General features: G+C 55.4%; 16 protein-coding genes. 7 read left to right on the top strand and 9 right to left on the bottom strand.

Translation table 11 applies throughout. The annotated features are described in order from the left end of the window. Positions 1-75 precede the first annotated feature (75 nt). The 4 genes from ACR0EL_RS08405 to ACR0EL_RS08420 all read right to left on the bottom strand — a co-directional run bounded on the left by ACR0EL_RS08405 (position 76) and on the right by ACR0EL_RS08420 (position 3,943). Positions 76-1,218: an ABC transporter permease gene (locus tag ACR0EL_RS08405; protein WP_480499362.1), complete on the bottom strand. Its 1,143-nt coding sequence runs from the start codon at positions 1,216-1,218 to the stop codon at positions 76-78. Then, complete coding sequence (locus ACR0EL_RS08410) at positions 1,215-1,928, bottom strand: ABC transporter ATP-binding protein (protein WP_480499363.1); 714 nt, start codon at positions 1,926-1,928, stop codon at positions 1,215-1,217. Before ACR0EL_RS08410 ends, ACR0EL_RS08405 begins: the two co-directional genes overlap by 4 nt. After that, entirely contained in the window at positions 1,925-2,743 is an 819-nt protein-coding gene (locus ACR0EL_RS08415) for an efflux RND transporter periplasmic adaptor subunit (RefSeq protein ID WP_480499365.1), read from the bottom strand. The genes ACR0EL_RS08410 and ACR0EL_RS08415 overlap by 4 nt, the downstream gene beginning before the upstream one ends. Before the next feature lie 369 nt (positions 2,744-3,112). After that, positions 3,113-3,943 (bottom strand): helix-turn-helix domain-containing protein, encoded by an 831-nt coding sequence (locus tag ACR0EL_RS08420; RefSeq protein ID WP_480499366.1) that lies wholly within the window; start codon positions 3,941-3,943, stop codon positions 3,113-3,115. Between the two features lie 494 nt (positions 3,944-4,437). Here ACR0EL_RS08420 and ACR0EL_RS08425 point away from each other — a divergent pair, with 494 nt between their 5' ends. From ACR0EL_RS08425 to ACR0EL_RS08455, 7 genes are read left to right on the top strand one after another with little or no spacing between them, the layout of a single operon-like run. Then, positions 4,438-5,559, top strand: a complete 1,122-nt coding sequence (locus ACR0EL_RS08425) for an aromatic ring-hydroxylating oxygenase subunit alpha (protein WP_480499367.1) — start codon at positions 4,438-4,440, stop codon at positions 5,557-5,559. Beyond that, complete coding sequence (gene betC, locus ACR0EL_RS08430) at positions 5,556-7,091, top strand: choline-sulfatase (RefSeq protein WP_480499368.1); 1,536 nt, start codon at positions 5,556-5,558, stop codon at positions 7,089-7,091. The genes ACR0EL_RS08425 and betC overlap by 4 nt, the downstream gene beginning before the upstream one ends. After that, entirely contained in the window at positions 7,088-7,879 is a 792-nt protein-coding gene (locus tag ACR0EL_RS08435; protein WP_480499369.1) for an SDR family NAD(P)-dependent oxidoreductase, read from the top strand. The genes betC and ACR0EL_RS08435 overlap by 4 nt, the downstream gene beginning before the upstream one ends. Then, complete coding sequence (kce, locus tag ACR0EL_RS08440) at positions 7,879-8,811, top strand: 3,5-dioxohexanoate:acetyl-CoA acetone transferase (RefSeq protein ID WP_480499371.1); 933 nt, start codon at positions 7,879-7,881, stop codon at positions 8,809-8,811. Before ACR0EL_RS08435 ends, kce begins: the two co-directional genes overlap by 1 nt. 10 nt (positions 8,812-8,821) lie before the next feature. Next, positions 8,822-10,240, top strand: a complete 1,419-nt coding sequence (locus ACR0EL_RS08445) for an aminobutyraldehyde dehydrogenase (RefSeq protein ID WP_480499372.1) — start codon at positions 8,822-8,824, stop codon at positions 10,238-10,240. Continuing rightward, positions 10,240-10,980: an SDR family NAD(P)-dependent oxidoreductase gene (locus ACR0EL_RS08450; RefSeq protein ID WP_480499373.1), complete on the top strand. Its 741-nt coding sequence runs from the start codon at positions 10,240-10,242 to the stop codon at positions 10,978-10,980. Before ACR0EL_RS08445 ends, ACR0EL_RS08450 begins: the two co-directional genes overlap by 1 nt. Further along, complete coding sequence (locus tag ACR0EL_RS08455; protein ID WP_480499374.1) at positions 10,980-11,912, top strand: 3-hydroxyacyl-CoA dehydrogenase NAD-binding domain-containing protein; 933 nt, start codon at positions 10,980-10,982, stop codon at positions 11,910-11,912. Before ACR0EL_RS08450 ends, ACR0EL_RS08455 begins: the two co-directional genes overlap by 1 nt. Here ACR0EL_RS08455 and ACR0EL_RS08460 read toward each other — a convergent pair. The 5 genes from ACR0EL_RS08460 to ACR0EL_RS08480 form a co-directional block, all read right to left on the bottom strand. Continuing rightward, a complete protein-coding gene (locus tag ACR0EL_RS08460; protein ID WP_480499376.1) occupies positions 11,872-12,918 on the bottom strand; it encodes a GlxA family transcriptional regulator in 1,047 nt (348 codons plus the stop codon). The genes ACR0EL_RS08455 and ACR0EL_RS08460 overlap by 41 nt on opposite strands. Before the next feature lie 158 nt (positions 12,919-13,076). After that, a complete protein-coding gene (locus ACR0EL_RS08465; RefSeq protein WP_480499377.1) occupies positions 13,077-14,129 on the bottom strand; it encodes an ABC transporter ATP-binding protein in 1,053 nt (350 codons plus the stop codon). Next, positions 14,129-15,376, bottom strand: coding sequence for an MGH1-like glycoside hydrolase domain-containing protein (locus ACR0EL_RS08470; RefSeq protein ID WP_480499378.1), 1,248 nt, complete (start codon positions 15,374-15,376; stop codon positions 14,129-14,131). Before ACR0EL_RS08470 ends, ACR0EL_RS08465 begins: the two co-directional genes overlap by 1 nt. A 5-nt stretch (positions 15,377-15,381) precedes the next feature. Continuing rightward, positions 15,382-16,590 (bottom strand): carbohydrate ABC transporter permease, encoded by a 1,209-nt coding sequence (locus ACR0EL_RS08475; protein WP_480499379.1) that lies wholly within the window; start codon positions 16,588-16,590, stop codon positions 15,382-15,384. Continuing rightward, the gene (locus ACR0EL_RS08480) at positions 16,590-17,822 is read right to left on the bottom strand and encodes a carbohydrate ABC transporter permease (protein ID WP_480499380.1); all 1,233 of its coding nucleotides are present in this window, start codon (positions 17,820-17,822) and stop codon (positions 16,590-16,592) included. Before ACR0EL_RS08480 ends, ACR0EL_RS08475 begins: the two co-directional genes overlap by 1 nt. Positions 17,823-17,857: the final 35 nt, after the last annotated feature.

Consider the following 17,857-nt stretch of genomic DNA (forward strand, 5'->3'; position numbering starts at 1 on the left):
CCAGCCTGCGCGGGAGACTGAGAAAGGTTGCACGGCTCATTGCAATAATTTGTCGAAAGGATGCAGGCATGGGGCTTACCTCGTTCTGAAAGCGGAAAGGATTGGTGTTCGCATGGCGGTCAGCGCGGGCAGCGCCCCGGCGACGAGACCAAGCAGGAAAACCAGTGCGGCTGCGCGCAACAGGACACCCGGATCAAAAACCAGCCCCAGAGCGGGCGGCAAGGCCAGGCTGGCAAGCTTCGCAAGTCCCATACCGGTGGTGCCGCCGAGCAGAAATATGAAAAGGGCCTCGGCCAAAACCATCATCAGGATACGGGATTGCGAAAACCCCAGGGTTTTCAGCACACCGACCTCAAAACGACGTTCGCGTAAGGCGAAGACCATTGTGTTAATCACAATCATCAAAAGCGTCACGAAAGAGGCGCCGACAACCAGTGTTACAACATGTTTGATGTCGGCATATTGGCTGAGGAACGCACTGAGAAATTGCTTTTCTGATAAGGTGCGCGTGGGTGCCGCAGAGTTGGCGAACAACGCGTCTATACGCGGTGCCAATTCCTGTGGTGCAACTCCTGGTTCTGGACGAAGCGCGAAGGTGGACACGGTATCTTTGCCCCGTGCGCGGCCTTCGTTGATGTAGCGATACTGGGCGAGGATAAAATACGTATCTGTGCTGGCACTTTTGCCATCAAAGATTGCGGCAATCTCAAACGGCCAGTCACGGCTTCCATCACGTCTTTTGGTGCGGAAGGCCGAAACCGTCAGTCGGTCTCCGACCTTCCAGCCCTGAGCCTCGGCAAGGGCGCGCCCAACAAGCACCCTATCCCGCCCGGCGCCCAGCGCATCAATCATGGACTGGCTCAGTCCGAGATCCCTACCGCTGACCGCCAGCAACTTATCAGGCTGACCCGCGCTGACCGCGACCACATTGCGTTCATCGCGAACGCTGCCGCGCAACCGTATGATGGGGCTGACTTCTGCAACACCTGGCACCGCAGCGATGCGCGGTAGATAGGCCACGGGCAAGGGCTGACTGCGACCGGCTGAGTGCATTACACCAAGCAAATCGTCGCTGGCGGCGGCCGTGCCCTGTGATCCGGCGATAAAACTGGCGGTCAGCCCGTAGATGAAAAAAGCCACAACGACGGAAATGACCAGCAATATGGATCGCAGTGGTTTGCGTAGTGCGCTTTTACGAGTGAGACCAAAGAATGTCATGCCATCACCCGCTCACGCTCGATAAACACGCCTTTATCAAGATGTAGTGTACGACCCGCGACCTCGGCAGCCTCGGGGTCATGGGTTACCATCACGATGGTCTTGCCAAGCTCGCGGTTCAGGTATTCTAGCATTGTCAGTACTTCATCGGCGGATGCGCGATCCAAATCCCCGGTCGGCTCGTCACAAAGCAATAGAGTTGGATCAGATACAATTGCGCGTGCGATTCCGACGCGCTGTTGCTGTCCGCCAGACATGCGCGCAGGGTTTTGCCGGCCACGCCCGGCCAGACCCACGAGATCGAGTATTTTCTCAACCCGCACGCGCCGCATAGAAGCAGGGATCGGTTTCAACAGCAGCGGAAGTTCCACGTTTTCTTCGGCGGTTAGCATTGGCAGAAGGTTGTAGAATTGGAACACGATCCCAAGATGGTGCGCACGCCACGCTGAACGGGCGGCCTCGCCCATATGGTCCAGCCTTTGGCCTGCGATCCAGATCTCACCAGTATCTGGCCCGTCAAGGCCGGCCAACAGGTTGAGGAGCGTTGATTTCCCGGAACCCGATGGCCCCATCACAGCAACAAATTCGCCTTTTTGGATGGTGAGATCGAGGTTTTCGAATATTGGAACACTCGTGCCACTGGTTTGAAAGGTCTTGCCGATACCGTGCAGCGTGATGAAAGATTGGTTGGTTTCTGAATTGGTACTCATGGGTAAGCTCCCGGTTCTATTTGGGTGTGCATCGATGATGGAGGCAACGTGATGTTGACGCGCGCCGCCATGCCTGGCCGCAGCCCGGCTGGCGGATCGATCGGTTTGAGGCGCAGCTCAACGGTTCCTTTGGCGGCATTCACCAACGGCGCAATGCGTTGAAGCGAGAAAGAGAAGGGTTGATTGGGAAAGGCGTCCAGAACCGCCTCGCCTATGAGATCATCGCTTAGGTCAGCAATCGCTTTTTCTGTCACATCAGCATCGATGACCAACTGGCCCAGATCAGCAATTGTCATCAGACCGATTCCGTCATGTATCGCATCGATACGGTCCAGAACGGCATCGCCTACATGAGCGGAAAGATGTGTCACAGTTCCCGCGATCGGCGCACGCACGGTCAGATCGGCAACGCGTTCTTCTGCGACGCGTACAGCGAACTCAGCCCTATCAAACTCGGCTTTAGCGTGTTCGACCCGGTTGGCCGCCATACGCGCAGCCGTCTGTGCATCTTCCAACCGACTACTTGGAACGGCACCCCTTCGTCTGAGTTCGGCCTGTCTCTGCAGTGTCGCATCAATCTGTGCCCAGGAAATACGCGCAGCAGAAAGCGCCAGTTTGGCGACATAAAGTGAGAGCTGCGCGCTTTCCAACGCGAACCTGGCGTCTTTGTCCTCGATAACAAGTACCGGTTGGCCCAAGCGAACCATGTCTCCGGGTTCAACAAGAACATCCGATATCAGCCCACTATGTTCCGCATAAACAACGGCTGAGGATTGTGCGGCGACGTAACCCGATCCAGTGATTTCTCGGATCATGGGTGCTGAAGAAGGAGCAGATGAGTCCAAGACGAAACGCTGCGCCTCAGCTCCAACTGACGTACTCGGCACGTCAGGCTGCAACAGAGTGCGCTGCGCGCCATCAGGCAGAAGAGCAAATCCCAGACCGGCCGCAAACAACACTAAAGATGTTAAGCTTGCCAGAGACAACTTGGAAAAGCGCCGCGATGACCTGCCCGTTGTTATTGGCGCCGGATACGCTGAAAGCTCTCTCAGCGTCTCGGACATCTTACTGTTTTGATCGGTGACTGTTTTCATGTCACCAGAATTTGTAACATCCCGCGAACCCGCGACCTCTAACGCGATCTAGGACGTTCGAAATCGCGATTCAGTCAATTCCAAGCGAGGTCAGCGCGCCACTTTTGACGTTGGCCCTTTTGATTTGCGCCATTCAAGCGGCGTTACGCCTGTCACGCGCCGAAACTCTCTGTTGAAATTAGATTTTGTCTCAAAACCAACTTCGAACATGATCTCCGTTACCGAACGTGTGCTGTTCTCCAGCAGTTCGCAAGCCTCAGCGATACGGTAGCCGTTGACGTATTGTGAGACATTGTTTCCCGTCATCCGGTTGATTGCCCCCGAGATTTGCCTCGACGGGATAACCGCCCGGCGGGCGAGGCGCGCAAGGTTTAGATCGGCGTCCCGATAGATATGTGTTTCGCTCATCAAACTCTCGATGTTTGCCATGATCTCTTGATCATCAGCGGAACCAGAGAGCGACGATGGCGTAGTTGTTGGGGCGGGTGTTGAGCTTTCACCAGTGGCTCGACCACGACTAGCCACTGCGGTGGCCATTGAAAGAAAGAGCAGAGTTGCGACATTGCCAACCGAGACGAGTTGCGGCAAATGACGGGCATTCATGATCGCGATATCAACTGTGATAAGCGTGTCAACCACTGCAGAAAATATCAAGACAAGTGCCGCAAAAACCAAAGCACGGTGAACCAATCCCGCTGATTCCAGCGCCGTCACCCGAAGTGCATCTGCCCCGGATCGGAGCAGAAAAAGTATGAGAGCCGCATAGACAAGGAACGTGACGATAATAATCACGTCCAGCGCAGCGGGCCAGAAAGCCATCGAAAGCAGGACCATCAAAAGTGGAACACTGTGCGGTGTAATCGGATGGAGTTTCCCAACCCGCCGTGGGCCGACCAATTTCAACGAGCCGAAGTAAACCAATGGGGCCATTACGGCCGCCAGCGGCGGCGACAGGAAGCGGACCCATTCAACACCATACCCGAAACGCAATCCGATCAACATGGACTGCAAAGCCGCACAGATGATCAACAGCATAAATGCTGAGTTCTTGGGTTGATCATTCTCCCGCCGGGCGATGCTGACAAAAAGCAGTGCCAGTAAGATTGTGACAACAAAAGGCAGCGGTACAAAGATCATAGCGCAGAGATAACTCGTCATGCTTGAATAGAATGATTGCTGACAAAAGATGAGGCACCCAGCACCAATGGTCTAGACCTCAACACGATGTTCATGGCGATCCTTGAGATCTTGGCAACTGTATTTCTCAGGTTTCTCTTGATCAGAGCCCATTGTGATTGATCCTAATTCACAGACTCTTCCTTTGTTGGATGGCTATTTTTGTAACTAGTTTGGCGAAAAATGCTAAGTTTTGTTCCACCGCTTCAATATCGTTTTTCCAAATCCGGGAGGATGAAATGATGGACATCGCGGCAATTTCACATGGCTATGACGACAATCCAGCGCGTTCGAAATCTTTGAGAGCAGAAGCCTATACCGAGCCAAGATGGTTCGACACTGACCTAAAGTCCGTGATCTGCAAGACTTGGCAATGGGTCTGCCACGTTGAAAAAACACGTGATCCGGGGGCCTATGTCACAGTTGAGATCGCAGGCCAGCCAATTGCGGTTGTCCGCGACAAAACTGGCGTACTGCATGGGTTTTATAACGTCTGCAAACACCGTGCTCATGAACTTCTTTCAGGCGAAGGCACCACAACACGGATTATGTGCCCTTATCATGCGTGGGTCTACAAACTGGATGGGCAGTTGGTACGCGCACCTCATACCGAAAATCTCGTCGATTTCGACGTGAACGAAATTTGCTTGGATGAGGTGCAGGTTGAAGAGTTCTGTGGCTTCGTTTTCGTCAACCTAGACCCAAACGCCGCCCCGTTGGCGGAGCAGTCTGGCAATCTTGAGATCGAAGTGCGCCATTGGGCCCCGGATGTGGACCAACTGACCTTTGGCCACCGTCTGACATACGACATCAAATCGAACTGGAAGAATGTCGTTGATAACTTCCTGGAATGTAACCATTGCCCCACCGCGCATAAGGATTTCTGCGATCTGGTAGACATGGATACCTATAAGGTAACAACGCATTCCATCTACTCCAGCCACATGGCTGACGCAGGTCAACACGCAAATTCAGCGTATGACGTTGCCAATGCCACGGTCAAAACCCACGCGGTGTGGTGGCTCTATCCAACGACCTGCCTGATGCGATATCCGGGGCGGTCCAGCATGATCGTCCTTAATATCATTCCAGTTGGGCCGGATCGGACTTTGGAAACCTACGATTTCTTTCTGGAAACGCCCGAGCCTGACGCAATGGAGCTCGATGCCATCCGATATCTGGATGAGGTTCTTCAGGTCGAAGACATCGGTCTGGTCGAGAGTGTGCAGCGCGGAATGAGCACGCCTGCCTTTACCCAAGGGCGCATCGTGCATGACCCTGATGGATCGGGAAAATCCGAACATGCGGTGCATCACTTTCACGGACTGCTTCTGGATGCCTACACCAAAGGTGCCGCGTGACACAGCCCAACATACTCGTGATCATGGCAGACCAACTAGCACCACACTTCACAGGAGCTTATGGGCACAAAACCGCGAAAACGCCGCATCTCGATGCGCTTGCCGCGCGTGGCATGCGGTTTGATGCGGCCTATTGCAATTCGCCTCTTTGTGCGCCCTCGCGCTTCGCTTTCATGTCAGGTCAGCATATCAGCCGTATTGCGGCCTATGATAACGCGTCAGAGTTCAAGGCATCCATCCCGACCTTCGCCCACTATCTGAAAATGTTGGGATATAGGACCTGCCTGTCAGGCAAAATGCATTTTATTGGCCCTGACCAGAGGCACGGGTTCGAAGATCGCGTGACCACTGATATCTATCCGTCGGATTTTGCCTGGACCCCGGACTGGGAAGCACCCGATGAGCGGATCGACAAATGGTATCACAATATGCAGACCGTCAAGGAAAGTGGTCTGGCACATGCAACATTCCAGATCGACTACGACGATGAGGTCGCCTTTGCCGCCAAACGGTGGCTCTTTGATGCAGCGCGCGACAAGGCGGCGGGCAAAGCGGCACCCTTTGCCATGGTTGCCAGTTTCATTCACCCGCATGACCCTTATGTTGCCCGGCCGGAGTGGTGGAACCTATATTCCGACGACGATATCGAAATGCCGGACTTTGTGCCCGCGCTTGAAGATCAGGACCCGTTCTCACGCAGGCTTATGGATGGGATTGAGGCGTCATATGTGCCGCTGACGGATGAGGAAGTGATCCGCGCACGGCGCGCTTACTTGGCCAATATCAGCTACTTTGACAGCAAGATAGGAGAGCTTGTTCAAACTCTTCAAGAAATAGGGGAACTCGACAATACGATCATTATCGTGACCGCAGATCACGGCGATATGCTGGGTGAACGCGGTCTTTGGTACAAGATGAATTTCTTTGAGCATTCCGCGCGCGTGCCGCTTGTGATGGCAGGCCCTGGCGTAGTGATTGGGACTGCTCAGAACGCGGTCTCGCTTGTAGACCTCCTCCCCACCTTCATCGACATCGCAGGTGGCGATCTTTCCATGTTGGGAGAGCCGATTGATGGGCGCAGTTTGATCCCCTTGATGAAGGGAGAAGACGATCCTGTAGACGAGGCGATTGGCGAATATTGCGCCGAAATGACCGGCTACCCCGTCATCATGATCCGGCGTGGGCCGCTCAAGTACATCCACTGCGATAGTGACCCCCCTCAGCTTTATGACCTCGGCCGCGATCCCAAGGAAACGCGAAATGTCGCCGCAGACCCGGATTACGCAGATGCCGCAGCTGGCTTTGCCAAAGAGGTCGCTGATCGATGGGATGGCGAAGCGCTTCGAAAGCAGATCATAGCGACGCAAAGGTCACGTCGGGCTCTGCATGCTGCTATGGAAGCCGGAGCTTGCGAGGCATGGGACTACAACCCGCCCTCTGACGCCAGCCAGCAATATGTGCGCAACCACATGGATTGGACGCTTGCGGCCAGCAGGTATCGCTTCCCACCCCCGAAGGATCAAGATCAATGATGTTAAAAGGAAAAATCGCACTGGTGACGGGTGCACGCGGTGGAATTGGACGCGCGATTGTAGCGCGGTTCTTGAAAGAGGGTGCGACGGTTTATGCGGCTGATCTGACACCTGAGGGGTCGCTGGACAAGCACGACGACGGCGGTCACTTTGTTAAACTCAATGTCACCCTGGAAGCGGACGCCATCGCCGCAATGGACATTGTCGGCGCGGCCCATGGCAAACTGGACATCCTAGTAAACGCGGCGGGTATCGAGATCGAAAAGACGGTCGAAGAAACCACGCTTGAAGAATGGAACCAAAGTTTCGCGGTGAACTGCACAGGAACATTCCTTACCTCAAAATACGCGCTGCCTTTGATGCGAGCAGCAGCAAAGTCTGGCAGCAGTGCCAGCCTTATCAATTTTGGTTCATATGACGGGTTCATAGCTGACCCTGGTTTGGCTGCCTATTGCGCGACCAAAGGGGCCGTCCATGCGCTTACCCGCGCCATGGCCTGCGATCACGGCCCAGAAGGTATTCGGGTCAATGCGGTTTGCCCTGGCTATATCGACACACCCATGTTGCAGAGTTTCTTCAATGGGGATGGCTCGGGCGGCGGCGGGGGCAACATTGAAACGCTACAAAAGGCAGTGCGCGACGTGCACCCGATGCGCACCTACGGCACACCGACGGATATCGCCAATCTGGTGAACTGGCTTGCCTCGGACGAGGCGCGCTATGCGTCAGGCCAACTATGGGTGCTGGATGGAGGTCTGTCGGCGCAAGTCCAACAGATGAAGCTCTGATGCCCAGGCCCGTTATCATCACCTGCGCACCGACTGGTGGCATTCACACGCCGTCGATGTCGCCTCACCTGCCCATCACGCCAGCTCAGATCGCAACAGCAAGCATTGAGGCGGCGGCGGCCGGCGCGTCGATTATCCACTTGCACGCGCGTCATCCGGAGACAGGCAAGCCAGATCCGCGACCAGAGCTGTTTGGCCAGTTCCTGCCCGTCATCAAGCAATCGACCGACGCTGTCATCAACGTTTCAACCGGCGGCGGGTTGGGAATGTCTATCGACGAACGGCTGTTGGCTGCAACGTCTGCGAGCCCAGAAATGGCCAGCCTGAACATGGGTTCAATGAATTTCGGGATCTTCCCGATGCTTCAGAAATACACCGAATTCCAGCATGATTGGGAACGTCCATTCCTTAAGATGACCGAAGACTTCATCTTTCCCAACACGTTCAAGACGATCCGCTACGCTATCGAAAAACTCGGCGGAGATCATGGCACGAAGTTCGAGTTTGAATGCTACGATCTTGGCCATCTCTACAACGTTAAATGGTTTGTCGATCAGGGGATCATCAAACCGCCATTCTTCATTCAGATGGTGTTTGGAATTCTGGGCGGCGTCGGGACTGACCCCGACCATTTGGTCCACATGCACAACATAGCAGACAAGCTGTTCGGATCAGAAAACTACGAATGGTCCGTGCTGGCCGCTGGCCGCCATCAGATGCCATTTGCGACGCAAAGCGCCATGCGTGGCGGCAACCTACGTGTCGGGCTAGAGGACAGCCTTTTTATTGGTAGAGGCCAACTGGCCAAATCGAATGCCGAACAGGTGGCACGGATCCGCACGATAGTTGAAAGCCTTGGCCTCACAGTTGCATCCCCTGCAGAAGCGCGCGCACGGCTTGCCCTCAAAGGTGGCGATCAGGTCGGGTTCTAGGGAGGACAACATGCAAACGAAAATTCTGATCAATGGTGAAATGGTGGACGGTACGGGCGAAGCGCTTGATGTCATGAACCCCGCAACGGGTGAGGTCATCGGGGCCGTGAATGAAGCCGGGTCAGAACAGATCGAAGCGGCTGTTCGCAGCTCTGCCGAAGCCTTCGACAGCTTCGCACGCATGCCTCCTGCTGATCGCGCAGCCATTTTGCTGCAGATCGCTGATATCCTTGAAGAACACAGTCAGGAACTAGCAGAACTGGAAAGCTTGGATGTCGGCAAACCATGGCCCTCGGCCCTTGATGACGAAATGCCGCTGACCATCGATGTCTTTCGCTTCTTTGCCGGTGCCGCACGCACAATGACGGGCTCAGCCGCCGGAGAGTACGTGGCCGGGCATACATCGATGATCCGTCGTGATCCCGTGGGTCCGGTCGCCGCCATCGCACCATGGAACTATCCTTTGATGATGGCCTCTTGGAAACTGGCGGCCCCTATCGCCGCCGGTTGCCCGGTCGTCCTGAAACCGTCCGAGATAACCCCTCTGTCTACCCTTCGCATGGCGGAGCTGCTGCAAGACGTCCTTCCCAAAGGGGTGTTGAATGTGATCCACGGGCGCGGTCCAACTGTTGGCGACGCCCTCATCAACAGCCCGCAAATGGAAGCCATAAGCGTCACAGGTTCCCCCGCAACGGGCATGGCGGCGATGCGGGCAGCTTCGCAGCAAATCCGGCATGTCCACCTTGAACTGGGCGGAAAGGCACCTGTGATTGTCTTTGATGACGCTGATCTTGAGGCCGTAGCCGAGACCATTCGCTTTGGCAGCTATTTCAACGCCGGTCAGGACTGTGCCCAACCCTGTCGGGTGTTGGTCGCTGCCAAAGCTTATGATAAGCTCGTTTCAGCCATTGAAGGCCAGGTCAGCCAAATTCAGATCGGCGCCCCAAAGGCGGAAGGCACCGAAATGGGGCCATTGATCTCCTTGGCGCAAAGGGATCGCGTTGCAGGCTATGTCGAACGTGCGCGCGGGGCTGCTGAAATCGTGACCGGTGGTGCCGAGGGTGACGGACAAGGTTTTTTCTACCAACCAACCGTCATCGCCAATGTCGACAACAATGCCGAGGTCGCCTGCAAGGAAGTATTTGGTCCAGTTGTGACAGTTTCGCGGTTCGCAGATGCGGACGATGCTCTGAGTATTGCAAACAGTGGTTCTTACGGTCTCGCGTCCTCGGTCTGGACGCGTGATGTCGGCCGCGCCATGCAGATGACGTCGAAACTGCGCTATGGCTTCACTTGGGTGAATACGCACGGGGTCGCGACCCCGGAAATGCCTTGGGCCGCGATGAAAGGGTCTGGCACTGGAAGCGATATGTCTGTTTATGCGCTGGACGCCTATACCGCGATCCGCCATGTGATGGTGGCACACTAATGCGGCTGGCTGGCAAACGCGCTTTTGTTACGGGCGGCAAGCAAGGGATTGGTCGCGGAGTTGTGGAGGCATTTCTGGCTGAAGGGGCTGCTGTTACGACCTGCGGGCGCGGCCCTCAACCTGATGATCTGCCAGAGAACGCAATTTGGTATACGCTAGATGTGTCCGACCCTGATGCAGTTGCACAAATCGTCTGGACAATCGGCGGCACCGATATCCTGGTCAACAACGCGGGCGTGCAGGTCGAAAAGACCGTGGTTGACAGCACAGACGAAGATTGGAACCGGGTGATGGGCGTCAATGCGCGCGGCGTGTTCAACTGTTGTCGGGCCTTCATCCCACACATGCCTTCGGGATCGGCGATTATCAACATCGGTTCGATTTCTGGCAATGTCGCGGACCCGTCAATGGCACTTTACAATGCGTCCAAGGCCTTTGTGCACGGGCTGACCCGCTCAATCGCTGTCGATCATGGCCCCGACATTCGCTGCAACGCCATCTGTCCCGGCTGGATTGAAACGGGCATGCTGGATGCCGGTTTTGATTTGGCAGATGATCCCGCACGAGCCAAACAAGACGCGCTCGCCCGGCATGCGGTCAGACGTTTTGGCAGACCGGCGGATATCGCTGCTATGGCTGTTTGGCTCGCCTCTGATGAGGCGGGCTTCGCAACCGGGCAGCTGTTCACTGTTGATGGCGGCATGACTGCAGCCTCGCCCCTTAATCCGGGATTATTCTGATGATAGAGATTAATCATACCGCCGTCCTTGGGGCTGGCGTCATCGGTGCAAGTTGGGCCGCACTCTTCCTCGCTGCGGGTCGTAGTGTCACTGTCTTTGACCCCAGCCCAACCGTTGAATCTGACGTGCGCGACTATATCGAAAAAGCATGGCCCACCCTTGAAGAGCTTGGATTGACGACGCGTGCAACACCCGATGCCATTCGCTTTGTTGCGAACGTAAAAGAGGCTGTGCGCGACGCGCAATTCGTTCAGGAAAACGTCCCGGAACGACTGCCCATCAAACACGCGACCTACAAAGATATCGAAGCCGCTCTCACACCAGATGTGATCGTTTCCAGTTCCACCTCGGGTTTGACGCTCGAAGCATTGCAGGAAGGCTGGCAAGATCCGAGCCCTCTGATCCTTGGCCACCCGTTCAACCCGCCCCATCTGATCCCATTGGTCGAACTCACTGCTAACACCGCAACGAAAGCGGATGTCTTGGACCGAACAGAAGCGTTCTATGAGGATATCGGCAAAGTCACGATCCGAATTCGCAAAGGTCTTCCGGGGCACGTTGCGAACCGCTTGCAGGCCGCTGTATGGCGCGAGGCGGTACATATGGCCATCGAAGGGGTCGCCAGCGTCGAAGACATCGACAAAGCCATGTGGGCGGGACCCGGTTTGCGTTGGGCCGCAATGGGTCCGACAACGCTCTTTCATCTCGGGGCGGGCGAAGGCGGGCTCAGGGCCTTTTGTGAGCATTTCAAGGACACGTTCAACGGCTGGTGGGATGATCTTGGGGATCCCAGACTCAATGACGATGTTATCGAACTTTTGGTTGATGGAATGTCAGCAAAATCCAAGGGCCAAAGCCCGACAGACCTATCTGCTCAGCGAGATCGAATGCTCACAGCGTTGCAGACAGCGACCCGGCACCTTCGCTCTTGATGTCAGGCTGGTACATGGGCCAAGCGCGGAACTCGAACGGTACCCGCCCAGCCACCCGATCCGCGCTTGGTGCCAGACCGAAACGTTGATGATAGGCCCGGCTAAAGTGCACTTGGCTGTTGAAGCCAGAGGCCGCAGCAATCTCACTTAGCTTCAACTCAGTCTGTGTGACCAAACCACGTGCCCGATCCAACCGGATATCACGGTAGTAAGCCACGGGTGATCTATGTGCATATTGCTGAAACAGGCGGCTGAGTTGCCGCTGTGAGGTTTGTAAACGCTCCGCAATCTCGGGGATCGGCAGGGTGTTTTCCAGATGGGCTTCCATCAAATCAATGGCCGCGCGGACGACGCCAGATGTTACATAGCCCATGGGTTCAACAACCTTCGGGTTTTGTGACTGATCTTCACCCCTGACATTGTGATGAAAAAGGTAGCGTGCTGTCGCATTGGCGGTGCTTTCACCCGCAACTTTGTGCACGAGTTTCAGCCCCAAATCCGTCGAAGCTGTTCCGCCGCAACAGGTGAATATGCGACCATCCAGTACAAACATGTTCTCAGAAACCGTGGTGTTTGCAGCAATTTCGATGAACGCATCAATGTGCTCATAGTGAACCGTTGCGATCTTACCCTCAAGCAATCCCGCCATTGCCAAAATGATCGCGCCGGTGTCCAACCCACCAATGATAACACCCGATCCAGCCCATCGTTGAAGCAATGTGCGAAGTTGGCGCGACGCGTGCCGTTCGGGTGTCCAACTGGAACTAACCAGGATCATCCAGGGCTCGGATCGTTCGACCTCTTTCAACGGCTTGGTGCAAACGACCATCCCATTGCTGGCTTCAACTTCGCCACCGTCTTTGGATACGAAAACCCAATTGAACTTCGACGCTCCGCTCAGATAATTCGCAATGCGGAACGGATCGATAAATGCAGAAGTCGCCGAGACATTAAAATGCGGCGTCACAAAAACGATGATCTCAAGCTGGGCACCTGACATGGCCATTTTTGTAAAGCATCGTCCGAATTCGTCAAACGAACTTCCATGGAATGAACTGGATCATCGGATCTGGCTTTGACGCCCCGAAACCGGCTTAAGTGCTCCGACCGCTCCATTTCACCCGAGCTGAAAAGCACGCGAAAGACCGATCATGTCTTTGCAGCTTACTCGGTCATCGATTGTCCTTCGGCATCAAAGAAGTGTGTTTTGTCCGGTGGAAAGACCATGCCAATTCTTGCGCCGCTTCTTAGATCAGTATCCCCGTTCAGACGCACCGTGACACGTTCATCGTTGCCGCAATCAACAATCAGAAACGAGTCTGCCCCCAGATACTCGACCACCTCGATTGTACCGTCCGATTGACCAGCACCGGGGTCTGCTATCTCGATATGCTCAGGGCGTATTCCGACTTTGGTTGCTTCGCTTCTCAAGGGAAACCCGCCCGAACCGCCATTGTCCAGATGATATGCGCCATCCCGCGTCGAACATGGCAGGATGTTCATCTTTGGGCTTCCGATGAACTGAGCAACAAACAGATTGGCCGGGCGTTCATACAACTCGCGCGGTGTCCCCACCTGGGCGATCTTGCCGTATTCCAATACGACGATCCGATCCGCAAGCGTCATGGCCTCAACCTGATCATGGGTCACATAGATCATCGTGCGCTTCAGGTTCTGGTGCAGTTTCGCGATCTCGTACCGCATTTCGACCCGCAGGGCGGCATCGAGGTTCGAAAGCGGTTCGTCGAACAGGAAAGCCGTGGGATCGCGGACGATAGAGCGTCCGATGGCGACACGCTGACGTTGTCCCCCCGATAGATCCTTTGGTCGCCGTTCCAGAAACGGCTCTAACTTCAACACGTCGGCGGCTTTTGCAACCTGTTCCTGAATCTCAGCCTTGGGCACGCCCGCCACCTTGAGTGAAAAGCCCATGTTTTCGCCCACGGTCAAATGCGGATAGAGCGCATAGGACTGGAAGACCATGGTGAGCCCACGCTTGGATGGCGGGTGGTCGGTGACATCGCCGTCATTGATGAGAAGCGCACCGCGCGAGATATCTTCTAACCCGCCAATCATGCGAAGAAGTGTGGATTTCCCACAACCCGACGGGCCGACGAAAACAACAAATTCACCTTCTTCGATCTTAAGATCGACGCCCTTGATGACCTGTGCGCTGCCGAACCATTTTTCGACGCCTTTGAGTTCAATACTGCCCATCAGTTCCTCCCAGCCCAATGAAGCCAAACAGCGGCTGTCCAAGTAAATGCCTTGCCACCAGCGGGACTGCCGGTCATTGGGTCAAAATATTCTGCAAAGCCAAAGGTTGAGATCAGGTCTGCTGTTTTACTGCGTAACAACTCTGCCTCTACCTTGTGGCCCATTTCGTCCAGACCGAACCCGGCCAGCATGTTCATGATCGCCCAGCTTGGCCCTCTCCAATATCGGCGAGGATCGAAGCCCGGCATTGACGGGTCATAGCTTGGGAAGGGGTATGGCACGGTTTCCAATGTAGATCGTGCGCGCTGCAGCATTCCCTTAGAATCCACACCCGCATACCAGCACAGATAAGATGCGTTTGAAACGCTACCGGACCACTCGCCGGTATGCGCATCGCGAGAATCAAAGGACCCCAGTTCATCATTCCAAAGCGATTGCGCCCCGGTTTCCAGTTTTGCGATGTCTTCGGTCAAACCATCGGCGGGTAAACCCAATGCTTCACTGACGATCAATAGATCCCGTGCAGCGCGCAAAGTGGTGAACGACATGGTCGGATCGGCAACCCGAAATGGATTATCATCGAGCAGCTTACGCTGATTCCAATGCACGTTCCGCCCGATCTGGACCAGCTTTATATAGCGGTCGTAGTCGTATTTGGTCGGGCGATCATCGCTGTTCACGTGCTTTGTGTCACGACGCTGATATTCGCCCACGTCCGAGGCATCCATCCGCACCATTGTGTTATCCCAATCCGGCGCATTGTCCCGGCCGGCCTCCCATGGATGGGTGGTGCAAACTGCACCATGGTCATCAAGGCGCCACGTCATGATCCACCGGTGCCAGGCCAGCAGCGCCGGGAACAATGAACGCATCCGCACCTCACCGGCTTCGGGGTCTTTTCCCCAGATCTTGCGCGCCATCGTTGCGGCAATCGGTGGCTGGATAATACCTGAGGACGGAATTGGCCCGTTGCAGCCCCAGACGTCAGGGCCCGGGAAATAACCCTCATCCTGCTTATGAAACAGGATATGTGGCACCATACCGTCATCCCATTGGCCTGAAAACAATGTCTCGATCTCGACCCATGCGCGGTCGATGTCGAACTCGGCAAAGCCCAGCGCAGCAATGGCACTGTCCCAGTTCCATTGATAGGGGTACAGCCCCTCGGTTGGGATGGTGTAACCGCCGCGATCGTTGGCAATCAGAATGTTACGTGCCTCGCGGTCGGGGTTTGTATGTTGGTTCATCTCGGTCATCCTTTGACTGACCCTGCCGTCAGGCCTTTGGTCATGAAACGTTCAAGCCCCAGGAACAGCGCCATGATCGGAACAGTGGCGATCACCGCGCCGGCCATAAGGTGCTGTCGGGGAATTTCAGAGGAGTTCAGCATGGTGACGCCTCGGGTCAGAGTGAATTTCGACGGATCGTCCAGCAGCATGAAGGCCAGCAGGAACTCGTTCCAGGCAATCATGAAGACGTAGAGTGAGACCGAGGCCAAAGCTGGCAGGCTGAGCGGCAACGTGATCTTCCAGATCACCGCCAAGCGCGAGAGACCATCCATCAGACCAGCCTCCTCCACCTCGGTCGGCAGGCCCCGGAAATACCCCTGCAGCATGTATAGCGCGACCGGGATCGTCGTGACCGGATAGATCATCACGATGCCCAGGATCGAGTTGCGCAGACCAGTCAGCGAGAACGCAATATAGATCGGCAGCGCCAGAACGATCATCGGCACCATGTAGATCAGCAGGATCGAGCGAGAGAACGCCTTTTGCCCCTGAAACCGGAAACGCGCAACCGCATAGGCACCGGGAACGCTAAACGCCAGTGTGATGAAAACTGTCAGGACCGAGACATAAAGAGAGGTCCAAAGATAGGTGCCGAAGTTAAAATCGCGGAAGAGTTCCGTATAGCTGCGAAACAGCGCCCAGCCTTGCGAAAGGTCCACCGAGAAATCCAGCGGATTTTGTAACAGCGCCTGTTGCGATTTCAGGCTGGTCATTACCATCACATAGAAGGGAATGACGACGATGGCGGTAAAGAAGATATAGCCGAATCCGGTGCAGAAGCGGATCACCGCATCCTCGAACTCATGGCGGGTTAGCTCACCGAAAGGAAGTTCCTTCAAGATTTCTGCCATTGAAAAATGCATCACCAAAGCCATGGCGATGACGGTGATCATCGTGGCCTGCAGCGTGGTGTCTGAGCCGACCAGAACCGGACCAAAACCTGTCACGCAGGATAGGCCCAGCAGGGCCGTCACACCCAGGCGTGCCGGGGCAAGGCGCGCCGGAAAGCGAACGTAGATCAGACCAACCACCGCCCCCCAGATCAAGCTCATCAGAACTTGGGGACGAAAGGCTGCGCCCGTCGCGAAAGACATTGTCACCGCGACGGTTGTGGAAATGACCACTAGCCACAGTGCACCCAAAACAGGTCCAGTAATAAATCCATTGCGCATCACAAACCCTCCTCACGGCTGATGAAGCGGAAGAAGACGAAGCTGAAGGTGATCAGGCACATCAGGATCACAACCGCAACGGCAGCGCCTGCACCGATATTCGAGATCGCAAAGGCTTGCTCATAGACGTTCACGGTCAATGTGCGGGTCCCCGCATTGCCGCCGGTCAGCAAGAAGATGTCGTCGAACTTATTGAACGTCCAAATAAAACGCAGCAGGAACAGCACCGACAGGATGCCCAGCAATTGCGGAATGCTCAGCAGCCAGAACTTTTGGAATGGTGAGGCCCCATCCATATCGGCAGCTTCGTACATGCTGGAGTCGATGGATTGCATCCGCGCCAGAATGAACAGGAAGGACAGCGGGAAGTAACGCCAGATTTCGAACACCGTGACCATGATCAGTGCCAGAGGTCGTTCGCCGAAAAAGTTGATCGGATCGTTACTAAGCCCCATTTGCACCAGCAATGCATTGGCCGAGCCAGAGAAGGGGTCAAACAGTGTAACCCATGTGAAGGCCACGGCAATCACGGGGGCGACATACGGGAATAGATACAAACCTCGGATGAAGCCCTGACCTCTGAAGCTTTTGTTCAGCAACAGCGCGGCAAACAGGCCCATGACCAGGGCGCCAATTGTACCGAAGACGGTGTAAAACAAGGTAACCCAGAGAACGCCCCAGAATTCTGATCCGTCAAAGACACGCGCGAAGTTTTCTAGACTGAACTCCAGATTGGTCAGAACGTTTGGTCCTTTCCCGGTAATGCCCGGTTCAGATCCTTCCAACAAATCTTCAAATGCGTCCTTATCGCCATCCAGGGTGACCGGAATGCGAATGCGTTCACGTTGACCACCTTCCAACGTGCCGAAATCGCAGAATAGGTCTTGTCCATTCAGAACGCAGGGGGCAGCGACCTCACCCGCTATGACACCATCTGGCAAAACATCACTGAGTGTTACACCTTCGACAGCGATTTCCTGACTAGAGTTGCGCAGTCGGTATTCGATCCGTAGATCGTCACCCGATCCACGCAGGCTCTCGCGTACGACGGGTGCAGGTGGACGCAGGTCCGACAGCGAGAAGGGTTTGAAGCTGATCCAGATGATTGCCAGCAATGGCAAGATCACAACCAGCGACACGCTGATGATGGTTGGGGCCAGCAGCGCCCAGGCCAGACGCGCCTCGCGTTTGGCTAAGGCCCCGGTTCCGGTCGGTGGGGTGGCCGAAGTCATTTGATACCTCGATGGGTTGGGTGCAACGGCGCGAA

The sequence above is a fragment of the Ruegeria sp. AH12 genome, assembly GCF_056541465.1.